The organism is Acrocarpospora pleiomorpha (assembly GCF_009687885.1).
GTDB classification, from domain to species: Bacteria; Actinomycetota; Actinomycetes; order Streptosporangiales; family Streptosporangiaceae; genus Acrocarpospora; species Acrocarpospora pleiomorpha.
On record NZ_BLAF01000040.1, the window covers coordinates 26,943 to 48,078 of the forward strand.

Here is a 21,136-nt window from a genome sequence, read left to right on the forward strand (position 1 = left end):
ACAAGTTGAAGACGGGGCTCGACAGGAGTCAACATGCCATTCAGTCATGACATGGTGTACTCGCTCGCCACGGCGGTCGATCTGGTCAACACCCCGCCCGCGGACATGGAGGAGCTCGCCGCCTTCGTGCTCCGCCGGAAGGTCAGCGGGGTGGAGTTCCTGAACCCCGGCGATCTGGCCGAGGTGCGCGCGCTGGCGAGCGCTTTCCATGACGTGTTCACCGCCCCGGACGATCCGGTCGCGATCGAGCGGTTGAACACGCTGCTCGGGCGGACCCGGATCACGCCCAGGCTGACCCAGCACGACGGGTTCCCGCTGCACGTGCACTACTTCGCGCCCGGGGCCTCGCTGGCCGAGCATCTGGCGGCCGACTGCGGGGTGGCGCTGGCGCACGTGCTGGTCGAGGGTGAGCGGGACCGGCTGCGGACCTGCTCGGCCCCCGACTGCTCGCACGTGTTCGTGGACGAGTCGCGCAACCGGTCCCGGGTCTACTGCGACAGCCGTACCTGCGGGAACCGGATGCACGTGGCCGCGTATCGGGCGCGGCGCAGAGCTTAGACGGCGTTGGGGATGGCGCCGCCGTAGCGGCGGTCGCGCTGGGCGTAGATCTCGCACGCCTGCCAGAGGTCGCGGCGGTCGAAGTCGGGCCAGAGGCGGTTGAGGAAGACCATCTCCGCGTACGCGGTCTGCCAGAGCAGGAAGTTGGAGATGCGCTGCTCCCCAGAGGAGCGGACGAACAGGTCGACGTCCGGGATCTCCGGCTCGTCCAGGTAGCGGGAGAACAGCCGCTCGTTCACCCGGCCCGCCTTGACCCGGCCGGCGGCGATGTCGCCCGCGAGCCGGACGGCGGCGTCGAGGATCTCGGCCCGGCCGCCGTAGTTGACGCAGAACTGCAGGGTCAGGGTGGCGTTGCGGGTGGTCATGGCCTCGGCGGTCTGCAGCTCGGAGATGACACTCTTCCACAGCCGCCCGGGCCGGCCGGCCCAGCGCACCCGCACGCCCATCGCGTTCAGCTCGTCGCGCCGCCGCCGGATCACGTCCCGGTTGAAGCCCATCAGGAAGCGCACCTCGTCGGGCGAACGTTTCCAGTTCTCGGTCGAGAACGCGTACGCCGACAGGTACGGGATGCCGAGTTCGATCGCCCCCTCGATGACGTCGAACAGCGAAGCCTCGCCCGCCTCGTGCCCTTTCGTACGGGGCAGACCACGGGCCTTGGCCCAGCGGCCGTTGCCGTCCATGATGATCGCGACGTGCCGGGGCACGGACTCGCGCGGGATTGCGGGCGGGGTGGCCCCTGACGGATGCGGGGTAGGCGGTCGAACCATGCCCACGAGGGTATTAGCTCCGTGTGGGGGAAACGTGCGGGGCGGATGAAGACTCCGTGCGTTCGACGTGGCGTAGCGAGCGGATCCCGTGCTCCAGATGCCACTGGAGATAGGCGGCCACCAGGCCGCTGCACTCGACCCGGTTGCGGGCGTGCGAGGCGTCGGCGGCGGGCCAGTCCCCGCGCAGTAAAGCGATCATGAGCGCGATCGTCTCCGCCGCCGGCACGGCCGCGCCCGTCGGGCGGCAGGCGCCGCAGACCACGCCGCCCGCGACGATCGCGAACGCCCGGACCGCCTCCGCGCCGCAGCGGGCGCACTCGGCCAGCGCCGGGGCGTAGCCGGCCACCGCGAGGGAGCGCAGGAAGAACGCGTCCAGCACCAGGCGGGGTTCGTGCGAGCCGTCCACCAGCGTGCGCAGCCCGCCCACCAGCAGTAGGAACTGGCGGAGCGCGGGCTCCTTCTCGCTGGGGGTGAGCCGGTCGGCGGTCTCCAGCATGGCGGTGCCCGCCGTGTAGCGGGGGTAGTCGGCGCCCAGCGCCTCGCCGTACGGCCGGAGGGTCTCTACCTGGGTGACCATGTCCAGCGAGCGGCCGGTGTGCAGCTGCACGTCCACGTGGGTAAAGGGTTCCAGCCGGGCGCCGAACCGGGACTTGGTCTTGCGCACGCCCTTGGCGACGGCTCTGACCTTGCCGGTGCGCTTGGTGAGGATGGTGATGATTCGGTCGGCTTCTCCCAGCTTGTGGGTGCGCAGCACGACGCCCTCGTCACGGTAAAGACTCACCCGCTCATGCTACTCCGGGTCACAAATAGGGAAATTTCGGTAAGAATTGGGGTGCTGCCTGGGGCGGAAAAGCCGTCCCTAGCTTGGACATCGGGTTGACGTGGGGTAAACCTGGGGTGCTACGGCTTAACCGAAAGGTCACTAAGCTTTGGCGCGCTGGCGGGCTTTCCGTATCAGATGGTTGACCGGCCACCTGGTAACCGCCGCCCTGAATGACTGACCCCCGCCTGAAAGGGTGCCATGACCCGCGTGGTCCTGCTGGGCTCCTCGCCCGGCCCGATCGGTTCCGAGGCCGGCGCGCCGCCCGTCCCCCCCACGGACCTGCCGCTGCCGTCGCTGCCCGGCGCCCCCACCGTGTACGGCAGGCTGCTCCAGCAGCTCGCCTCCCTCGACCCCGAGCCCGTCACGATCGCCAGGCCCGCCGACGCGGCGGCGTTCCGCGTCCAGCCGGCTCGGGTGGCCGAGAGCGCCGACGTGGCCGGTGACCTGCGCGCGCTGGCCGACGCGGTGGAGGGGTCCACCGACAACGTGCTGATCCTGCCCGCCAACGCGCTGCTGCACGACGAGCTGATCTACCAGCTGACCAAGGCCAAGCGCGGCGCGATCGCGCTGATCCTGCGCGAGGAGCGGGACGAGAACGCGCCCGAGCCGCCCCCGATCGAGGAGGCCGAGCCCGAGATCGGCACGGCCGTGCTGGAGGGGCTGCCGCAGCGCACCCGGGCCGGGCGCGGCCGGGTGATCTCGGTGGGCACCGCCCACCACGCGGTCACCCGCCCCAACGCGGCTCTGCTCGGGCCCATCCACGTGCAGCAGAAGCACGTGGCGACGCTGGCCGAGGTGGCCCGCGAGCTAGCTGACCTGGTCCACCTGGTCGGCCCGGAGGACGACGTCACCGAGCTGCTGGTGTTCGGCCTGGTCCGGCGGGGCGTCTCGGTCGGCGTGCGCGGCCGCCGCGACCTGTTCTACCGCCGCCTGCACGACCCCGCCGAGGCGGTGGCCGCGCTCGCCGAGATGGCTGCCTTCAACGAGGACCGGGCCCGGCTGGACAACGCGGTCAAGGGCGCCGACGGCTTCTTCACCACGTTCTTCGTCAGCACCTACTCGCGCTTCCTGGCCCGCTGGGCGGCCCGCCGCGGCCTGACCCCCAACCAGGTCACGCTGATCTCGATCTTCACGGGCCTGCTGGCCGCGGGCGCGTTCGCGACCGGCACCCGGCCCGGCTACGTGGCCGGCGGCGTGCTCATCTACTTCGCGTTCGTCTTCGACTGCGTGGACGGCCAGGTCGCCCGCTACGCCCGCCAGTTCGGCGTGCTCGGCGCCTGGCTGGACGCGACCTTCGACCGGTTCAAAGAGTATGCCTGCTTCGTCGGCCTGGCCGTCGGCGCGACCGTCTCCGGCCAGTTCGGCGACGGCGAGGGCGTGTGGACGCTGGCCCTTGTGGCGCTGGCGCTCCAGTCGGTCAAGCACCTGCTGGACTTCTCCTTCGGGGCCGCCAACCGGCGCAAGCCGCCGGTGCCGCTGCCCACCCTGGAGCTGACCGTGGCCGACGACCGGCCGCTGCGCGAGGCGCTGGAGACCCGCAAGCTCAGCCGCAGCGGCGGCGTGCACGCCATGCTCCGGTTCTGGGCCAGGGCCGGGCGGTTCCGCCCGATGCACTGGGCCCGCAAGATGATCGTTTTCCCGATCGGCGAGCGGTTCGCCGCCATCGCCCTGGTCACCGCGTTCTTCGACCCCCGGGTGACGTTCCTCACCCTGATCGTCTGGGGCGGCGTCGCGGCCACCTACACCCTGACCGGACGTCTCCTGAGGTCGCTCGCATGATCACGCACCCGCAGCAGGTCACCCCGCTCCCCGACCCGGACGAGGAGCGCCGCCGGATCCAGACCGAGCGGCTGCTCGCCTACCGCGACGACGGACCGCTGGTCGCCGTCCTGAAGAACCGCCTCGGGCCCGGCCTGCCGCCGGTTCCGGCGACCCTGGCGGCCCTGCTCGCGATCGTCGCGCTGGCGGTCGCCGGCGTGCTCACCGAGGGCCCGATCCTGCTGGTCCCGGCGCTGGTGCTGGTGGCGCTGGTGGTGCCGACCGCGCCCCGGGACCATCTGGGCCGCTTCGACTGGCTGACCCCGCCGCTGCTGCGCGGCGCGGAGTTCCTCACCATCATCCTGCTCGGCCTGGCCGAGCAGACGCCCAAGTGGCTGCTCTTCGTGCTCATCTACATCGTCGGCTACCACACCTACGACACCGTCTACCGGACCAGGCAGAGCATCTGGCCGCCCGCCTGGATCTTCCAAGCGGGTCTCGGCTGGGAGGTCCGGCTGCTGGTGATCGGAGCCGGAGCCGCGTTCGGACAGCTGACCTGGGTGGCCGGGCTGCTCACCGCGTATCTGGTGGTGCTGTTCTCAGTGGAGAGCGTGACCAGCTGGGTGCGGCTGGACAAGGCGTCCGCGCTGGACAAGGCCTCCGCCGACCAGGACCTGGAGGCCAGCCCGGAGGAGGCTATGGAAGCCGCGACGGGAGACGCCGAACAGGGCTAACCTCGGATGAGTTTGATCTGCTTGGCGTAGACGCGCTTGCCGAGCAGGTTCCAGATCAGCTTGACCATGACGGGCTTGTCGGCCATGAAGTGGGCGTACTCCGCCGGGGTGATCTCCTCCAGGATGGCGCCGAGGGAGATCAGCTTCTTGGTCGTGGAGTCGTTGGCCATCTCGCGGAACGCCTGCTCGCCCAGGGCGTTCCATTCGGCGACCGTGATGTGCTCGGAGATCAGCGGCAGGATGCGCTCCTCCTCCTCGCCCAGGTGCTCCACCAGCGCGTCGCGGTGCCTGCCGAGTTCGGCGATGATCTGGTCGCGCAGGTGGAGGGCGGCGGTGCGCTCCCACTCGGGTAGCAGGGCGGTGATTCGCTCCATCGTGTCGGCCACAACCTCGTGCTGGGCCTCCATCCGGAGCACCAGCTCGGCTTCCAGGTCGACCCGGGCCAGCAGTTTGGGCCAGAGCAGGTTGTCCTCGTTGGTGTGGTGGTGGTGCAGGCCCTCGGCGTACGTGCGGTAGTACTCGGCGACCACCTTGGCGCGCGCGACATCCCCGGCGGCGACCCGGCCGACGACCTGCGGCAGCAGCCGGGACTCGCGCCGGAACACCCGGTGGATGATCACCATTTCGTGGACGTACGGACGGTCTTGGGTGGCGGTGGACATTTCTGCTCCTTCGTTGGTCTGTGTGCTGATAAATCTCCACCTGCCGTCTTGAAGCCCTCTTGGGACGGTCTTGGGACCGAGGCAGTACTACGCTTGGCCACGTGATGGCTCGTGTGCCGGTGCTCCTGCGGGTGCTCGGACCGCTTGACGCCCGTGTGGGCGACGGATCCGTACCGCTGGGGGGTCCCCGGCAGCGTGCGGTGCTGGCTCTGTTGGTGGCGATGCGGGGCGACGTCGTCTCGGTCGACCGGATGATCGAGGACCTGTGGCGCGGCGAGCCGCCCGCCAAGGCGACCGCCTCGCTCCAGTCCTATGTGGCGAACCTGCGCCGCCTGCTGGAACCCGACAGGCCCCCGCGCGCCCCCGCCGAAGTGATCGTCAGCGCCGCCCCCGGATACGCCATCCGGCTGGACCCCGACGCCGTGGACGCCTGGCGGTTCGAGCGGCTGGCCGCGCAGGCCAGAACGCTCAGCGAGAGCGACCCGGCCGCGGCCAGGAAGGCGCTCGGCGAGGCCCTCGGCCTGTGGCGGGGCGAGGCGTTCGCCGAAGTGGCCGACGAGGAGTGGGCGATCGCCGAATCCGTCCGGCTCGGCGAGATCCGGCTCGGCGCGCAGGAGTTACTGGTCGAGGTGACGCTGCACTCCGCGCCCCCGATCGAGGCGGTGCCCGGAGCCGAACTGCTCACCCGGCGCCATCCCCTCCGGGAGGAGAGCTGGCGGCTGCTCGCGCTGGCGCTGTGGGGCAGCGGACGGCAGGCCGACGCGCTGGCCGCGCTGCGCCGCGCCCGGCACACCCTCGCCGAGGAACTCGGCCTCGACCCGGGCCCCGCGCTGGTCGAACTGGAACGAGCCATCCTCAACCAGGACCTGGCCGTGCTCACCGCCGCCACCCGGCCCCGCGCCCCGCGGCCGGTCGCCGCCGGGACCCGCGAACCGGCCGAGACCCGGGCGACGGAACCGCTGTTCGTCGGGCGGGACACCGAACTGGCCGTGCTGGCCACGGCCGCGCGGGACGCGCTCGCGGGCGAGTCACGCCTGGTGCTGATCAGCGGCGAGCCGGGCGCGGGCAAGTCCACCCTGATCAACCGGCTCATCGACGGGCTCGGCCCCGAACACTGGCGGATCGCCGCCGGCCGCTGCCCCGAGGACGACGGCGCGCCGCCCGCCTGGGCCTGGATCGAAGCGCTCCGCCCCCTCACCGGGGACGTGCCGCTCGGCGCCTACCAGGCCGAGCTCGCGCCGCTGCTGGGCGAGGGGCAGCACCCCACCGAGGAGAACGCGGCCATCGGCCGGTTCCGGCTGCACCGCGCGGTCTGCGCGTGGCTGCGCGGGATGAGCGCGGGTGGGAACGGTCCCGGCCGGGCCATCGCCATCATCCTGGACGACCTGCACCGGGCCGACGCCGAGACGCTCGGCCTGCTCACCGCCGTGGCCGAGGAGCTGGCCGGGGCGCGCATCCTGCTGGTGGCCGCGTTCCGCCCGTCCGACGTGACCGAGTCGCAGGAGGACGCGTTCGCCCAGCTGGCCCGGCACTCCCCCATCCGGCTGCCGCTCGCCGGCCTGTCCGCCGCCGACATCGAGGCGCTGGTCTCCTCGATCTGCGCCAGGCCGGTGGACCGGGACACGCTCGCCTCGCTCGCCGAGCAGACCGGCGGCAACCCGTTCTACGTGCGGGAGAGCGCCCGGCTGCTGGATTCTGAAGGCCGGTTGGGCGCGGTCCCCGACGGGGTGCGGGACGTGCTCAGGCGGCGACTCGCCCGGCTGCCCGCACCGGCCGTGAGCGTGCTCCGGCTGGCCGCCGTGGTCGGCCGCGAGGCCGAGGTGGAGGTTCTGGTCGAGGCCGCCGACACCGACGAGGACGGCGTGCTGGAGGCGCTGGAGGCCGGGGTGCTCACCGGGCTGCTCACCGAACCCGCGCCGGGCCGGGTCAGGTTCGCCCACGCGCTGGTCCGCGACACGCTGCACCAGGACCTGTCCCGGATGCGCCGGGCCAGGACGCACGCCCGGGTGGCCGACTCGATCGCCCGGCTCCATCCGGGCGACCTGCCCGCGCTGGCCCACCACTACGCCAGGGCGGCCACCTCGGCCACCGCCGAGCGGGCCATGAACTACTCCATCCGGGCCGGGGAGCTCGCCACCCGCCGCTATGCCCACGACACCGCCGCGGACCTGTTCGCGCAGGCGCTGGAGTGCTTCGAGCGGGTGCCCGGAGAGGTGGGCGACCGGGATGGCCGCCGGATGGAGTTGCTGGCCCGGCTGGTCCAGGCGCACGTGCTGTCCGGGGACGTGGCCGCCGCCAGGCAGACCCGGCAGCGCGCGATCGACCTGGCCGAGGAGACCGGCCGGGACGACCTGCTGATCACCGCGTTCACCTCCTGGACCGAGGCCACGCCCTGGCAGATCACGCCGTACGGGGTGGTGGACGAGCGCACGCTGGACCTGCTGGCGCGGGTGCTGCGCCGCGACGACCTGGAGCCGCTGACGCGGTGCCGGCTGCTGGACATGGTGTACTCCGAGATGGAGGGCGAGGAGGATCCGCGGGCCGCCGCCGCGGCGGCGGAGCTGGACGCGCTGGTCGCGACCATGGACGACCCCGCGGCCGAGGCCATCAACCTGGTGGTGCAGATCCGGTGCTGCCGCATGGAGGCCGAACCGCGGCGGGTGGTCGAGCTGAGCGAGCGGCTGATCGAGATCGCGGTGGCCCACCACATGGTCGCCTACCGCTGGTACGGCGAGTTCCTCGCGGCCCGGGGGCGCTGCGTGCTTGGCGACGTCGGGCGCATGCGGGCGCACCTGGACCGGGCGCACGAGATCGCGAAGGCGTACCAGATGGTGGAGGCCGGGGCGGTCGGCATGGTCGCCGAGGCCGCGCTGGTCCAGATCGCCGGGCGGCTGGAGGAGGCGGAGCAGCGCTACCTCGAGGCGTATACCGCGCTGGCGCGGGCCGGTTCGTTCCACGCCGAGGGCGGGCACGCCTTCGCCGTGTTCGGGATCCGGCTCAGCCAGGGCAGGCTGGCCGAGTACGCACCCGCCATCGACCTGCTGTTCGAGACGTACGGGCCGATCGCGGCCGACATCGTGGCGCTCGCCCTGCTCGCGGCCGGCCAGGTGGAGCAGGCCCAGGCCGCGCGGGCGCGGGGGCAGGCGCTGCGGCGGGACTACTACTACTCCATGTACGCGGTGATGCGCGGCCAGGCGGCGGCGCGGCTCGGCACCCCGGCCGAGATGGCGGAGATGATCGAGACGCTCCGCGAGATCGAGGACCTCGTGCCCGGGACCACGTCCCTGTCGGTGGCCGCCAGGCCGGTCGCGCACACGCTCGGCGATCTGCTGCTGGCCGCCGGGCGGCCGGCGGAGGCGGTGGCGAGCTACCGGCACGCGGCTGTGATCGCGCGCGTCTACGGCGCTGCCACGTGGGCGGCGGAGGCCGAGGAGGCGGCGCTCGGAGTGGACTCCAAGACGGCGCCAAGAGGCGGGCAAGAGGGCTGACCGACCGTAGGGGTGCAACCTGATGAAAAGGACACCCCATGGCTCGTCTTCTCGGCCGCCTCGGCGGCGCGTCCGCGGCCCATCCGTGGCGCACGCTCCTCGCCTGGCTCCTCGCCCTGGTCGCCGCCGTCGGCGTGGCCGGGGTCGCGGGGGGCGACACGCATGACGATTACTCGATTCCCGGCATTCCCTATCAAGTGGGGACGGCCTATCTGGCCGAGCACTTCCCCGAGCTGTCCGGCGCCACCGCCCGCGTGGTCGTCCACGGCGATCGGGCCGTTCCCGAGCCGCTGCTGACCGAGCTGGCGGCCCGGCTGAAAGGGATGCGCGGCGTCGCCATGGTCGCGCCGCCCCGCCTGTCGGCGGACGGCGACACGGCGCTGGTCGCGGTCAACTACAGCGTCCCGGTGACCGACTTCTCCGGTTCCGAGGGTGTGGACGCGCTGCGCGCCGCCGCCGGACCGGTCGAGAAGGCGGGCTTCACCGTGGCGTTCGGCGGCGAGGTGCCGGAGAACTTCTCCGCGCCCAGCGGCTCCGCCGAGGCGGTCGGCGTGATCGCCGCGCTGCTGATCCTGGTGGCCGCGCTGGGCTCGCTGGTCGCGGCCGGGCTGCCCATCCTGGTCGCGCTGATGGGTCTGGGCGTCGGCACCTCGCTCATCACGCTTTTGGCGGCCGTGACCGACATTTCGTCAACTGCTCCCACCATCGCGTCGATGGTCGGCCTGGGCGTCGGCATCGACTACGCGCTGTTCCTGGTCAGCAGGCACGTGGAAGGGCTGCGCCGGGGCTTGTCTCCGCGCGAAGCGGCGGCCGAGGCAACCGCCACTGCGGGCTCCTCGGTGCTCGTGGCGGGTCTGACCGTGCTGGTCTCGCTGTTCGGTCTCAACCTGTCCACCCTGCCGGTGTACGCCTCGTTCGCGTACGCCACGTTCGCGACCGTGGGCGCGGTCATGATCGCCTCTCTCACCCTGGTCCCGGCCATGCTGGGGCTGGCCGGCCGCCGGGTGCTGCCCCGCCGCGAGCGCACGGGTGACCCGGTCCGTACGGCGGTGCGCACCGGCCCCACCCGGACCGAACGCTGGGCGCGCTGGGTCGGCGCCAGGCCGCTCCGGTCCGCGCTGGCCGCCCTGGTGGTGCTGCTCGCCCTGGCGGCCCCCACGCTGGGCATGCGCACCTGGCCGCAGGACGCGGGCAGCCAGCCCGAGAGCAACACCACCCGGGTCGCCTACGACCTGGTCGCCGCGGAGTACGGCTCCGGCGCCAACGGCCCGATCGTGCTCGCCATGCCCGCTCCGCTGGCCGCCCAGGTGACCGCCGCCCTGCCGGGCCAGGTCGGGGTCAAGGCGGTCACGCCCCCGCTGGTCCAGGGCGACGCCGCGGTCCTCACGGTCGAACCGGCCACGGGACCGCAGGACGAGCGCACCACGGAGCTGGTCAAGCGGCTGCGCGCCACCCTGCCCGACGGCGTGATGGTGACCGGAACTGTCGCAGGATTCGGTGATATTTCCGACCGGCTGGCCGAGCGGCTGTGGATCGTGGTCGCGTTCGTGGTCGCCCTGTCCCTGCTGCTGCTCACCGTGCTGTTCCGGGCCCCGGTGGTGGCGCTGAAGGCGGCGGTGATGAACCTGCTCTCGGTGGCTGCCGCGTACGGCGTGATCACCGTGGTCTTCCAGACCGACGCGGGCGCGCGCCTGGTCGGGCTGCCGCACGGCGGGCCCATCTCCAGCTGGGTGCCGATCCTGATGTTCACCGTGCTGTTCGGCCTGTCCATGGACTACGAGGTCTTCCTGCTCTCCCGGATCAGGGAGGACTGGCTGGCCACCGGCGACGCCCGGGGCAGCGTGGTGCGCGGCCTGGCCGCCACCGGCAAGGTGATCACCAGCGCCGCGGCGATCATGGTCGCGGTCTTCATCGGCTTCGCGCTGGACCCGGACGTGACCGTCAAGACCACGGGGGTCGGCATGGCCACCGCCGTGCTGATCGACGCGACCGTCGTCAGGATGGTGCTGGTGCCCGCCACGATGGCCCTGCTGGGGCGGGCCAACTGGTGGCTGCCCGGCTGGCTCGACCGCCTGCTCCCGAAGACCGCGCACGCGGCGGCTCCTGAGCGGGAATTGGCCCGACTTTAACCCCCGGGAACGGTGAAGATCGCCCAGACGACCTTGCCGGTGCCCCGCAGGATGGTCCAGCCCCAGGTGAGGCTCAGCTCCTGGACCAGGAGCAGGCCCCGCCCGGACTCGGCGAAATCATCCTCGGGGCACATCATCGGCACCCGCTCGCTCGGGTCGAGGACCGCGCAGGCGACGTGCACGCTCTGGTTGACCATCCGCAGCTGGACGGGGGCGCCGGACGCGCCGGAGTTCATGCCGTCGGGCAGGGCATGCCGCAGCGCGTTGGTGACCAGCTCGGATACCACCAGCTGGACATCGTCGGCGACCTGCGGCAGGCCCCACTCGCGCAGGGTCTGGACGGCGAACCGCCTGGCGACCGAGGCCGAGCCCGCACCCGCTCGCAGAGCGCAGCTGGCGGGTGCGGGCCAGCTCAAGTCAGGCCCCACAACCGACTCGAACTCCGGAATGAGCCAAGAAGGCGCGGTCGCGGCTCCCAGCCCTGCCAGATGTGCGGTCATCGCCGTCCTTGAAGGTGAACTTTCGGCCTTCCCTGTAACATCATATGCAATCACGGATGCACGTGCATCGGTACGTACATCCCCAGATTCCCGGTAAATATTCATAACCATGGAGTTGTCAGCTCGGGTCTAAGATCGGCTACCCGCAACGTGCCCGCAATGCGACAATGGTTCACTGTTCCGGCAGTCGTCCGTCCCAGCCCTGGAGTCGACGTGAACGTGGCGCCTGACGCAAGCGAGGAACCGCGCGTCCTCCCATATTCGCGCGGAGGTCCCACCGTGCTGCGCATCCTGCTGGGCGCGCAGCTCAGGCGGCTGCGCCGGGCGAAGGGGATCTCCCCGGACGACGCGGGACACATCATCCGCGCCTCGCACGCGAAGATCAGCCGCCTGGAGCTGGGCCGCGTGAGCTTCAAGGAACGCGACGTCGCGGACCTGCTCACCATGTACGGCCTGACCGACCCCGACGAGCGGGCCGTCCTGCTCACCCTGGCCAGGGAGGCCAACACCCCCGGCTGGTGGCACAAGTACAGCGATCTGCTGCCCAGCTGGTTCGAGGTCTACGTCGGCCTCGAGGAGGCCGCGGCGATCATCCGCAGCTACGAGGTCCAGTTCGTGCACGGCCTGCTGCAGACGCCGGACTACGCCCGCGCGGTCATCAAACTGGGCCACGAGGACTCCCCGGACGACGAGATCGGCCGCCGGGTGGCATTACGCGTGGCCCGGCAGAAGCGCCTGGAGGGCCCGGACGGGGTCAAACTCTGGTCGGTGATCGACGAGGCCGCGCTGCGCCGCCCGCTCGGCGGTGTCGAGGTGATGCGCGGGCAGATCGAGCACCTGCTCGACGCGACTCGTAACCCGAATGTGACCCTGCAGATCGTGCCGTTCGACCGGGGCGGCCACGCAGCCGCCGGAGGTCCGTTCACCATCCTGCGGTTCGACGAGCGCGAACTCCCCGACGTGGTCTATCTGGAGCAGCTCACCAGCGCCCTCTACCTGGAGAAACCCGAAGAAGTCGACCGCTACATGCAGGTCATGAACACCCTCTGCGTGGAGGCCATGCCGGTCTCCCGGACCGCCGCGTTCCTGGAGGACATCCTCAAAACTCTCTAGCGTGCACGCACACCTGCAAACACAACTGCAAACACGGATGCACGTGCACGGCATAGTCTTGCCCTCAGAACGAGAAATCTGGAGGGCACGATGGACCACGTCCCCAACGCGAACGACCTGAGCGGCACCACGTGGCGCAAGAGCACCCATAGCAATCCCAGCGGCAGTTGCGTCGAGGTGGCCCGCCTCGCCGACAACAAGGTCGCCTTCCGCAACTCCCGCTTCGTGACGGGTCCCGCGCTGGTCTTCGGCCGCGCGGACATCGCCGCGTTCCTGCGGGCGGTGAAGTCGGGCGAGTTCGACGATCTGGTCGCGCGGACCTGATCTCGGCTGGGACGTTCTGGAGCGCCGCGTTCCGGGAGCGGCGCTCATAGAAGGTTTTGATCATGGCTGCCCGCCGCGCCCCGTCGTCCGCCAGGGCGATATACAGGGGGCGTGAAGTTGGACGAGCTGGATCGTGCCATCATCGGGGCCCTGGTCGAGGACGCCCGATCGACATATGCGGAGATCGGCGGCCAGGTCGGGCTGTCGGCTCCGGCGGTGAAGCGGCGGGTGGACCGGCTGGTGCAGACGGGGGCGATCACCGGGTTCACCGCGCAGGTCGAGCCGTCGGCGCTGGGGTGGACCACCGAGGCCTACGTGGAACTGTTCTGCCAGGGGAAGACCTCGCCGAGCGCGATCGCGCTGGCGGTGTCGCGGCTGCCCGAGGTCGTCTCGGCCTGCACGGTCACCGGGGAGGCCGACGCGTTGTTGCACATCAGGGCCACCGACGTGCGCCATGTCGAGCAGGTCATCGAGCGCATCGCCGCCGAGCCTTTCGTGGTGCGGACCAAGAGCGCGATCGTGCTCACCCGCCTGATCACCCCCCGTCCGGCGTAACGAATCGCCGGTCGGGCCCCGGAAAACGCAATCGATCACCGCTGAGGCGCAATGTCGCCGCATTGGCGGGAAGTCGCGCTATTTCTACCCTGAAGACAGCAACCCCGTGGCCCTCTTTGTGGAGAAATTTCGTGATTCCTGCTCACATGACAGTGGGTCTTCCTGACCATCGGGTGGCGACCACCCGGCATTTCCTGATGTGCCGGCCCGAGTTCTTCGGAGTCACATACCGGATCAATCCGTGGATGGATCCGACGCTGGGGGCCAGCGCGGCGACAGCCGTACGGCAATGGGAGGCCTTGAAGAGCGCCTACGAGTCGCTCGGGCACCAGGTGAGCGCGATCGACCCGATCGACGGGCTGCCGGACATGGTGTTCGCGGCCAACGGGGCGCTGGTCGTGGACGGCAAGGTCTACGGCGCGCGGTTCGCGCACCCGGAGCGGGCCGCGGAGGGCCCGGCCTACCTGGAGTGGTTCGCCCAGCGGGGCTATCCGGTCCGGGAGGCGGCCTTCACGAACGAGGGCGAAGGCGACTTCCTCACCCTGGACGAGGTCATCCTGGCGGGCACCGGCTTCCGTACCGACATCGCGGCCCACATGGAGGCGCAGGAGTTCCTGGGCCGGCCGGTGATCACGCTGCGGCTGGTCGACCCGCGCTTCTACCACCTGGACACCGCGCTGTTCGCGCTCGGCGACGGCAACGTGGCCTACTACCCGGGCGCGTTCTCCGAGGGCAGCCTGACGGTGCTGCGGCGGCTCTTCCCGGACGCGGTGATCGCGGGTGAGGCGGACGCGCTGGTGCTCGGGCTCAACGCGGTCAGCGACGGCAAAAACATCGTCATCAACGCCGAGGCGGCCGGGCTCTGCCATACCCTGACCAGGCAGGGTTATCAGGTCGTTCCCGTCGAACTGACCGAGCTGCGCAAAGCCGGCGGCGGGCCCAAGTGCTGCACTTTGGAGATCCGCCTGTGAACACCCGGGATTTCATCGAGCTGGCCGAGAGCCGCAGCGCGCACAACTACCACCCGCTCCCGGTCGTCATCGCCTCCGCCGAGGGCGCCTGGGTCGTCGACGTGGAGGGCAAGCGCTACCTGGACTGCTTGGCCGGATACTCCTCGCTCAATTTCGGCCACGGCAATCCCGAGATCCTGGCCGCCGCCCGGGCGCAGCTCGATCGGCTCACGCTGACCAGCCGGGCCTTCTACCACGACCAGTTCGCGGCGTTCGCGGATGGGCTGACCGACCTGTGCGGCAAGGACATGATCCTGCCGATGAACACCGGCGCCGAGGCGGTGGAGACCGCGATCAAGGTGGCGCGCAAGTGGGGCCACGAGGTCAAGGGCATCCGCGAGCCGAACATCATCGTGATGGAGGACAACTTCCACGGCCGTACCACCACGATCGTCAGCTTCTCCACCGACCCGGACGCGCGCGACGGCTACGGCCCCTACACGCCGGGCTTCACGATCGTGAAGTACGGCTCGGCGGAGGCGATCCGGGAGGCCATCGACGAGAACACGGTGGCGGTGCTGATCGAGCCGGTCCAGGGCGAGGCGGGCGTGCTCCTGCCGCCGGACGGTTACCTGCCGCAGGTCAGGGAGATCTGCACATCGGCGGGCATCTTGATGATCGCCGACGAGATCCAGTCCGGGCTTGGCCGCACCGGGATGACGTTCGCGTGCGACCACGAGGGCGTCATTCCGGATATGTACGTCTTGGGGAAGGCGCTGGGCGGTGGCATCGTCCCGGTTTCCGCGGTGGCGGCGAACGCCGACGTGCTCGGGGTGATCAAGCCAGGCCAGCACGGGTCCACGTTCGGCGGCAACCCGCTGGCCTGCGCGGTCGGCAACGCGGTCATCGCCATCCTGAAGCGCGGCGAGTTCCAGGCCCGGGCCCGCGAACTAGGCGCCACCCTGCACGACCGCCTGCGCGCCCTCCCCGGCGTGGTCGCGGTCCGCGGCCGCGGCCTGTGGGCGGGCATCGACATCGACCCCTCCCTGGCCAGCGGCCGCCAGGTCTGCGAGTCCCTGATGACCAAGGGCGTCCTCGCCAAGGACACCCACGGCTCCACCATCCGCCTGGCTCCCCCACTGGTCATCACCGCCGAGGACCTCTCCTGGGCAATCGACCAACTCGCCGCAGTGCTCGGCGAGTTCCAAGCCCGGTCGCCGAAGCTCTAGGCCGGTCTCCCGGGTAGCGGTACTCGGGAGATCTCGGTGAGTTCGGGTGGGTCCGCGGCGGTCGTCGGGCTGTACCAGCGGGCTTCGGGGACGCCGTCGGTCGGGAAGGTCAGCGTGGCCAGGGCGTTGGAGAACCACGGGCCGTTGGTGATCCGCCATTTGAAAGGTGGTTTGGGGAGTCTGGCGGTTCTGGCGATCAGTCCGCCGACCAGGGTGGCGACGCCGAACTGGGCGATGATGTTGGCCAGGCGGAGCGTGCGGCTGAGCGGGTTTCTGATCGGGGAGCAGACCAGCTGGTAGAGGGGCGCGCCCTTGACCTTGGCGACATACGAGTAGTGCACGTCTCCGGACAGCAGGAGCACGGTCTTCCCGGTTCCGGCCAGCAGAGTGCACAGGCGCTCGAACGAACGCCGGAATGCCGCCCAATGCTCCAGATCGACGGCTTGGCGGACACGTTCGGACCATCGAGCCACCCGTTTGCCCCACGCGCCGTCGGCGAGCGCTTCGTTCCAGGCTTCGACATGGTGGATTCCGGCCGGAAGCAGGACGGGGACGGACGAGCCGACCAGGAGCATGTCGTAGTCTCCCGCGACCTGTTGCTCCAGCCAGGCCCACTCGGTCGCGTCCAGCACCGAACGTTCCCCGGGCACCAGATGGCGCGCACAACGCGTGTCCAGCATGATCAGCCGGATGCCGCCATAGTCCCGCGCGTAACTCCAGCGGCTGGTGGTCGGATCGGCGTCGGCCCGTTCCGCGAAAGCGTCGAGGATCTCGGCTCCGTCCGCCGCCTCCCGGATCTTCCCGTAGACCTCGTCGACGGCCCGCTCAGCCGGCGTCAGATTGCCCAGATGCTGGTAGACCCAATACGCCCCCAGCCCCGCGACCACCCGGCGCCGCCACCACGCGAGCTTGGCCATCTGCTCCCGCCACGGCTGCGAGGTGTTCCAGTCGTCCCGCAAATCATGATCGTCAAAGATCATCGCGGTCGGCACCGTGGACAGCACCCACCGGATCTCCGGATCCGTCCAGGCCTGCCGATACAACTCCGCGTACTCCTCGAAGTCCGCGATCTCATCCACCGGCGCGGCGTTCCCCCGCCGCTCCCGGATATATCCCACCATCTCCGCCGACGGCTCATCCGCGTACACCTGATCGCCCAGCATCAGCAGCAGATCAGGCAGCTGATCGTCAACCGTCATCCCATGCCCATACGCCCGAAGTGTGTCCACCCCATGACTGACCAGATGCGCCGCATCATGCGGCACACTCGTCCGGCACGACCCGAACACCACCTTCTCCAGCCGCCGCACCGGCCGGACGACACTCCGCTCCATCCCCTCCTCAGGCCACACCCCCACCCCATCCAGCTCCACCTGGTACGGCACCGCCTCCCGAACCGGCACATCGACCACCGCATAGTGATGCCCGTGCACCGTGAAAGTGCGCTCCGAAACCCGCTCCTCCCCCGCCACCACGGTGACCGTGCACGACGCACTGGTCTCCACCCAAACAGTCGCCGTGAACCCATCGACATGCCGCAACAACGGCCCGATCACCAGGTGTGCCACCCCCAAGTGATACCGCAGGGACGACATCGCCCGCACCCCCGCGCGAAGATCGGCCGCGATCAGCCGGCCAAGGCCCCGCGCAGGAACACTTCCGTGATCGCCGCGGCCGCCGGTTCGACGCCGAGACTGCCGAGGCCACCGAGCGTCACCCGCGCGTTCGTCCCTTCCAGCAGGCTCAGGTAGACCTCGACCAGCGCCTCGCGCGACAGGTCGGAACGCAGCGCCCCCTCCTCGGCGGCGCGGTCGAAGAGAGCACGCAACGGCGCCAACATCGCCGTGTCGGCCGCCTGCTTCTGGGCCTGCGTCAGCGGGAACGAGCCGAGCCCGCGGTATTTCAGCATCGCTGCGAGGACGGCACGGGTGCCCCGGGCGAACGCCTCGGGGATCGGGGTGTCGTCGAGCCGGGCATCGGCCAGCCGCTGGGCCACCTCGGCGAGGCCGGCCTCGAGCAGGGCGGCCAGCAGCGCTTCGCGGCTCGGGAAGTAGCGATAGAGGGTGGCGCGGCCGACGCCCGCCGCGGTGGCCACATCGGTCATGCTCACCGATTCGCCCCGCTCGGCGATGAGCGCCGCGGCCGCCTCCAGAATGCCGCTCGCCACATGATCTCTGAGTGCTTGTCCTCGTACCATCACCCCTACTATACATCTGCGACTCAAGGTGAGACACTCTGTCTCATGTCTAAGGATCTTCATGGGCGTACCGTCGTGATCACCGGCGCCAGTTCCGGCATCGGCGCGGCCGCCGCCCTTCGTCTGGCCGAGCGGGGCGCGACCGTCGTCGCGGTCGGGCGCTCCGCCACGCGTACGCGAGACATCGCGGCCCGGCTCGGCACCGAGCCGCAGATCGCCGACTTCGCCAGCTTTTCCGAGGTGCGCGCGCTGGCCGACCGCCTGCTCGACCGCTACCCGCGCATCGACGTGCTGGCCAACAACGCGGGCGGGCTGGTGCCGGAGCGACGCGTCACCGCCGACGGCCACGAGCTGACCTTCCAGGCCAACCACCTCGCGCCGTTCCTGCTGACGACGCTTCTGCTGCCACGGCTGCGGGAGAGCGGCGCCCGGGTCGTCACGACCGCCAGCGTCGGCAACCGGTTCGGCAAGCTGGACCTCGACGACCTGGAATGGACACGACGCCGCTACGGCGGTGGCTGGATCGCCTACTCGACGAGCAAGCTGATGAACATCCTGTTCACCCGGGAACTGGCCCGCCGCGAAGCCGGTTCCCGGGTGACGGCGGTCTGCTTCAATCCGCGGCGGGTCGCCGAGGAACGCGGGGTCGAGCAGGAGATCCGGTTCGCGTCCGGCTCCGGACTGGTCGGAGTGGTGAACCGGATCCCGCTCCTCCGGCGGGTCACGATCGGCGCGGCGGACGGCGCGGGCCCTTTGATCGCCCTGGTGAGCGCGTCCGAGGTCGCCGACGGCGCCTACCACGACGGGCTGCGGGCCGGGGCGAAGGTCAACCCGCAGGCCGATGACGCCCAGCTCGCGGCCCGGTTGTGGGAGCTCTCGGAGGCTTACGTCTCCGCATAGACGCACGGTGGTGGGCCGCCCCAATTGCGACACGCTCCAAAACGGCCAACAGGTAGACCTATTCCGCCGACTCGGCATATTCCCCTGGCGGGCGACGCCAGGATTGGATCTCAGGTAGAGGCGTCGCACGGGGATCGGTGCCGGTGGGAACGTTCCGTCAATGACGACGGGATGGGCCGGAGCCGTCCCCGTGCGGCGCACCGACACTAGATGGAGGAGAACTCTCCGACATGACCATCGTGGACTTCCCGACAACGACGTCGGGAATTCAGGGCATGGCTCCGGGGCAGCAGGCGTTGGACGCCGCCCGGTTCCAGCTCGCCGAGGCGGTGCGCTTCCTCGGACTTGATGACGGCCTGCATCGAATGCTGGCCACCCCGCGCAGATCCCTCACCGTCTCGGTTCCGGTACGGCGGGAGGACGGCCGGATGGAAGTCGTCCAGGGGTATCGCGTGCAGCACAATCTCTCGCGCGGCCCGGCGAAGGGCGGCATCCGCTTCCACCCGGACACCGATCTGGCCGAGGTCACCGCGCTCGCCATGTGGATGACGTGGAAATGCGCCCTGGTGGGCATCCCGTACGGCGGCGCGAAGGGCGGCGTGGCCGTGGATCCTGCCACGCTCACCAGTCGCGAGCTGGAGCGGATGACCCGGCGGTACGCCAACGAGATACAACCTCTCATCGGACCCGAGAAGGACATCCCGGCCCCGGACGTCGGCACCGACGAGCAGACCATGGCGTGGATCATGGATACGTACAGCGTGAACGCGGGATATTCCGTGCCGGGTGTCGTGACCGGGAAGCCGACCACGCTCGGCGGGTCGCTCGGGCGGGCGGGCGCGACCTCGCGTGGGGTGCAGATCGCGGCGCTGGCCGCGCTGGGCAGTGCCGACGGCCGCACGGTCGCGGTGCAGGGGTTCGGCAAGGTGGGGGCGCTGGCGGCGCAGTACCTGGCGGACGCGGGGTGCCGGGTGGTGGCGGTCTCCGACGCGTCCGGGGCGATCTACTCGGAGCGGCTCGATGTCGCCGATGTGCGCGCCTGGGCGAGTGCGAACGGCGGGGTGCCCGGCTACCCGCACGCGGACACGATCGCCCATGACGAGCTTCTCGAACTCGATGTGGACGTGCTGGTCCCGGCCGCCCTGGAAGGGGTGCTGACCGGCGCGAACGCGCATCGGGTGAAGGCTCGGCTGATCGTGGAGGGGGCGAACGGGCCGACCACCCCGGAAGCCGACCTGATCCTCGCCGACCAGGGCGCCACCATCGTCCCCGACATCCTGGCCAACGCCGGCGGCGTCATCGTGTCGTATCTCGAATGGGTGCAGAACACCCAGGCCTACTCGTGGAGCGCCCACGAGGTCGAGATCAAGTTACGCGACCTGATGGAGGGCGCGTTCCGCGAGGTGAACACGCTCGCCGCCGACCGCGGGCTGACCCTGCGAGAAGCGGCGCACGCGATCGGGGTCGGCCGGGTAGCGGAAGCACACCGGCTGCGTGGCCTCTACCCCTGAGATCCTTCAGGCTCCTGAGTGACGATCTGCTCGCGTGGGATCACTCGGATTCCTGCGTCACGATCTGTTCGCAGAGGAGATGGGTTTCGAGAGCGTCATCGGCATCGAGCAGCCTGCCCGCGCTGACCGCGTCCAGGAAGGTGTGGCAGGCCTGCTCGATGCCGCGTTGCCGGGATACCGGCGTCCAGTCCGGACGCCGGACGAGCGTTTCGCCGGGGGTGAAGTCGACGACGTCGCCGAGGTTGGTGACGCGGCGTTTGATGCCGCCGCCCATGGTTTCGCAGGTCTCTTCGGCGGCGCCGCTGACCCTGCTCATGATCCCTAGTGCCGTGAACCCGTCCCCGTCGAGTTCGAGGACGACGTGTTCGAGCAGCCCGCCGACCACCCGCGTCCTGATCCGGGTCCCGGTGACCTCGCCCGGAGCCAGGAAACGCAGCGTATCGACCACGTGGATGAAATCATCAAATATCGCGACTCGCGGGTCCTCAGCAAGGTTGGCCCGGTTCTTTTGCATGATCACTATGTCGCGCGGGAGTCCGGCCAGAACCACGTACGCGGGGGCGTACCGGCGATTGAACCCCACCATCAGCGAACGTTCGCGCAACCGCGCCAGCCGGACGAGTTTCTCCGCGTCCACGAAGTGATAAGCGAGCGGTTTGTCGACGAAGACGTGCACACCCGCCTCCAGCAACCGACTGACGATCTCCACATGCGCGGCGGTGGCCGCGTGCACGAAAGCCGCGTCGATCCCATCGTCGATCAGATCATCCACCCGCGAGAACCGGCCGGACACCCGATAGGTGTCACCCAGCCGCCGCAGCGTCCCCGGGTCACGCGTGCAGAGCCGTAAGTCCAGCCCGGGGGTGGCGGCGAGCACCGGCAGGTACGCCTTCGCGGCGATATCCCCGAGCCCGATCACTCCAATACGCAGCATCCCC

The 21,136-nt window shown here is 70.4% G+C and carries 19 protein-coding genes; 12 read left to right on the forward strand and 7 right to left on the reverse strand.

Features of this window, described 5'->3' with window-relative positions; genetic code table 11:
- The first annotated feature begins 33 nt into the window (after positions 1-33).
- Positions 34-558: a CGNR zinc finger domain-containing protein gene (locus Aple_RS30595; RefSeq protein ID WP_155348181.1), complete on the forward strand. Its 525-nt coding sequence runs from the start codon at positions 34-36 to the stop codon at positions 556-558.
- Here the strand turns inward: Aple_RS30595 and Aple_RS30600 are convergent.
- Both Aple_RS30600 and recO read right to left on the reverse strand, forming a co-directional pair.
- On the reverse strand, positions 555-1,325 hold the full coding sequence (locus tag Aple_RS30600; RefSeq protein ID WP_155348182.1) for an isoprenyl transferase: 771 nt from the start codon (positions 1,323-1,325) through the stop codon (positions 555-557). The two genes, Aple_RS30595 and Aple_RS30600, sit on opposite strands and share 4 nt — an antisense overlap.
- Positions 1,326-1,338: 13 nt before the next feature.
- The gene (recO, locus tag Aple_RS30605) at positions 1,339-2,106 is read right to left on the reverse strand and encodes a DNA repair protein RecO (RefSeq protein WP_155348183.1); all 768 of its coding nucleotides are present in this window, start codon (positions 2,104-2,106) and stop codon (positions 1,339-1,341) included.
- A gap of 240 nt (positions 2,107-2,346) precedes the next feature.
- Here recO and Aple_RS55700 point away from each other — a divergent pair, with 240 nt between their 5' ends.
- The gene (locus Aple_RS55700) at positions 2,347-3,927 is read left to right on the forward strand and encodes a CDP-alcohol phosphatidyltransferase family protein (protein WP_155348184.1); all 1,581 of its coding nucleotides are present in this window, start codon (positions 2,347-2,349) and stop codon (positions 3,925-3,927) included.
- Positions 3,924-4,640, forward strand: coding sequence for a DUF5941 domain-containing protein (locus Aple_RS55705; protein ID WP_155348185.1), 717 nt, complete (start codon positions 3,924-3,926; stop codon positions 4,638-4,640). Before Aple_RS55700 ends, Aple_RS55705 begins: the two co-directional genes overlap by 4 nt.
- On the opposite strand, the gene Aple_RS30620 is transcribed toward Aple_RS55705, so the two are convergent.
- Positions 4,637-5,302 (reverse strand): hemerythrin domain-containing protein, encoded by a 666-nt coding sequence (locus Aple_RS30620; RefSeq protein WP_155348186.1) that lies wholly within the window; start codon positions 5,300-5,302, stop codon positions 4,637-4,639. The two genes, Aple_RS55705 and Aple_RS30620, sit on opposite strands and share 4 nt — an antisense overlap.
- 104 nt (positions 5,303-5,406) lie before the next feature.
- Between Aple_RS30620 and Aple_RS30625 the strand changes: the two genes are divergently transcribed.
- Positions 5,407-8,790: an ATP-binding protein gene (locus Aple_RS30625; RefSeq protein ID WP_155348262.1), complete on the forward strand. Its 3,384-nt coding sequence runs from the start codon at positions 5,407-5,409 to the stop codon at positions 8,788-8,790.
- 38 nt (positions 8,791-8,828) lie between these two features.
- Positions 8,829-10,919, forward strand: coding sequence for an MMPL family transporter (locus tag Aple_RS30630; protein WP_155348187.1), 2,091 nt, complete (start codon positions 8,829-8,831; stop codon positions 10,917-10,919).
- Here the strand turns inward: Aple_RS30630 and Aple_RS30635 are convergent.
- Complete coding sequence (locus Aple_RS30635; RefSeq protein ID WP_155348188.1) at positions 10,916-11,419, reverse strand: ATP-binding protein; 504 nt, start codon at positions 11,417-11,419, stop codon at positions 10,916-10,918. The two genes, Aple_RS30630 and Aple_RS30635, sit on opposite strands and share 4 nt — an antisense overlap.
- Positions 11,420-11,698: 279 nt before the next feature.
- Between Aple_RS30635 and Aple_RS30640 the strand changes: the two genes are divergently transcribed.
- The 5 genes from Aple_RS30640 to rocD all read left to right on the forward strand — a co-directional run bounded on the left by Aple_RS30640 (position 11,699) and on the right by rocD (position 15,590).
- A complete protein-coding gene (locus Aple_RS30640) occupies positions 11,699-12,532 on the forward strand; it encodes a Sco1979 family transcriptional regulator (RefSeq protein ID WP_246264888.1) in 834 nt (277 codons plus the stop codon).
- 90 nt (positions 12,533-12,622) lie between these two features.
- A complete protein-coding gene (locus Aple_RS30645; RefSeq protein WP_155348190.1) occupies positions 12,623-12,856 on the forward strand; it encodes a DUF397 domain-containing protein in 234 nt (77 codons plus the stop codon).
- Between the two features lie 111 nt (positions 12,857-12,967).
- Entirely contained in the window at positions 12,968-13,411 is a 444-nt protein-coding gene (locus tag Aple_RS30650) for an Lrp/AsnC family transcriptional regulator (RefSeq protein WP_155348191.1), read from the forward strand.
- A gap of 146 nt (positions 13,412-13,557) precedes the next feature.
- Positions 13,558-14,382 carry a dimethylargininase gene (gene ddaH, locus Aple_RS30655; RefSeq protein ID WP_246264889.1) on the forward strand — a complete coding sequence of 275 codons (825 nt, stop codon included), beginning with the start codon at positions 13,558-13,560 and terminating at the stop codon, positions 14,380-14,382.
- Positions 14,379-15,590: an ornithine--oxo-acid transaminase gene (rocD, locus tag Aple_RS30660; RefSeq protein WP_155348192.1), complete on the forward strand. Its 1,212-nt coding sequence runs from the start codon at positions 14,379-14,381 to the stop codon at positions 15,588-15,590. The genes ddaH and rocD overlap by 4 nt, the downstream gene beginning before the upstream one ends.
- On the opposite strand, the gene Aple_RS30665 is transcribed toward rocD, so the two are convergent.
- Positions 15,587-17,185, reverse strand: coding sequence for an alkaline phosphatase D family protein (locus Aple_RS30665; RefSeq protein ID WP_246264890.1), 1,599 nt, complete (start codon positions 17,183-17,185; stop codon positions 15,587-15,589). The two genes, rocD and Aple_RS30665, sit on opposite strands and share 4 nt — an antisense overlap.
- A 32-nt stretch (positions 17,186-17,217) precedes the next feature.
- The gene (locus tag Aple_RS30670) at positions 17,218-17,787 is read right to left on the reverse strand and encodes a TetR/AcrR family transcriptional regulator (protein ID WP_170321743.1); all 570 of its coding nucleotides are present in this window, start codon (positions 17,785-17,787) and stop codon (positions 17,218-17,220) included.
- 45 nt (positions 17,788-17,832) lie between these two features.
- Between Aple_RS30670 and Aple_RS30675 the strand changes: the two genes are divergently transcribed.
- Positions 17,833-18,687, forward strand: a complete 855-nt coding sequence (locus Aple_RS30675) for an SDR family NAD(P)-dependent oxidoreductase (RefSeq protein ID WP_155348194.1) — start codon at positions 17,833-17,835, stop codon at positions 18,685-18,687.
- 230 nt (positions 18,688-18,917) lie between these two features.
- Positions 18,918-20,198, forward strand: a complete 1,281-nt coding sequence (locus tag Aple_RS30680; RefSeq protein WP_155348195.1) for a Glu/Leu/Phe/Val family dehydrogenase — start codon at positions 18,918-18,920, stop codon at positions 20,196-20,198.
- 40 nt (positions 20,199-20,238) lie between these two features.
- On the opposite strand, the gene Aple_RS30685 is transcribed toward Aple_RS30680, so the two are convergent.
- The gene (locus Aple_RS30685; RefSeq protein WP_246264891.1) at positions 20,239-21,132 is read right to left on the reverse strand and encodes a Gfo/Idh/MocA family protein; all 894 of its coding nucleotides are present in this window, start codon (positions 21,130-21,132) and stop codon (positions 20,239-20,241) included.
- Positions 21,133-21,136: the final 4 nt, after the last annotated feature.

Excerpts from the sequence above, each read along its gene's own strand:
- Aple_RS30595 (WP_155348181.1), top strand. The coding sequence starts at position 34 with ATGCCATTCAGTCATGACATGGTGTACTCGCTCGCCACGGCGGTCGAT.
- Aple_RS30600 (WP_155348182.1), bottom strand. The coding sequence starts at position 1,325 with ATGGTTCGACCGCCTACCCCGCATCCGTCAGGGGCCACCCCGCCCGCA.
- Aple_RS55700 (WP_155348184.1), top strand. The coding sequence starts at position 2,347 with ATGACCCGCGTGGTCCTGCTGGGCTCCTCGCCCGGCCCGATCGGTTCC.
- Aple_RS55705 (WP_155348185.1), top strand. The coding sequence starts at position 3,924 with ATGATCACGCACCCGCAGCAGGTCACCCCGCTCCCCGACCCGGACGAG.
- Aple_RS30620 (WP_155348186.1), bottom strand. The coding sequence starts at position 5,302 with ATGTCCACCGCCACCCAAGACCGTCCGTACGTCCACGAAATGGTGATC.
- Aple_RS30625 (WP_155348262.1), top strand. The coding sequence starts at position 5,407 with ATGGCTCGTGTGCCGGTGCTCCTGCGGGTGCTCGGACCGCTTGACGCC.
- Aple_RS30630 (WP_155348187.1), top strand. The coding sequence starts at position 8,829 with ATGGCTCGTCTTCTCGGCCGCCTCGGCGGCGCGTCCGCGGCCCATCCG.
- Aple_RS30635 (WP_155348188.1), bottom strand. The coding sequence starts at position 11,419 with ATGACCGCACATCTGGCAGGGCTGGGAGCCGCGACCGCGCCTTCTTGG.
- Aple_RS30645 (WP_155348190.1), top strand. The coding sequence starts at position 12,623 with ATGGACCACGTCCCCAACGCGAACGACCTGAGCGGCACCACGTGGCGC.
- ddaH (WP_246264889.1), top strand. The coding sequence starts at position 13,558 with ATGACAGTGGGTCTTCCTGACCATCGGGTGGCGACCACCCGGCATTTC.
- Aple_RS30665 (WP_246264890.1), bottom strand. The coding sequence starts at position 17,185 with ATGTCGTCCCTGCGGTATCACTTGGGGGTGGCACACCTGGTGATCGGG.
- Aple_RS30670 (WP_170321743.1), bottom strand. The coding sequence starts at position 17,787 with ATGGTACGAGGACAAGCACTCAGAGATCATGTGGCGAGCGGCATTCTG.
- Aple_RS30675 (WP_155348194.1), top strand. The coding sequence starts at position 17,833 with ATGTCTAAGGATCTTCATGGGCGTACCGTCGTGATCACCGGCGCCAGT.
- Aple_RS30680 (WP_155348195.1), top strand. The coding sequence starts at position 18,918 with ATGACCATCGTGGACTTCCCGACAACGACGTCGGGAATTCAGGGCATG.
- Aple_RS30685 (WP_246264891.1), bottom strand. The coding sequence starts at position 21,132 with ATGCTGCGTATTGGAGTGATCGGGCTCGGGGATATCGCCGCGAAGGCG.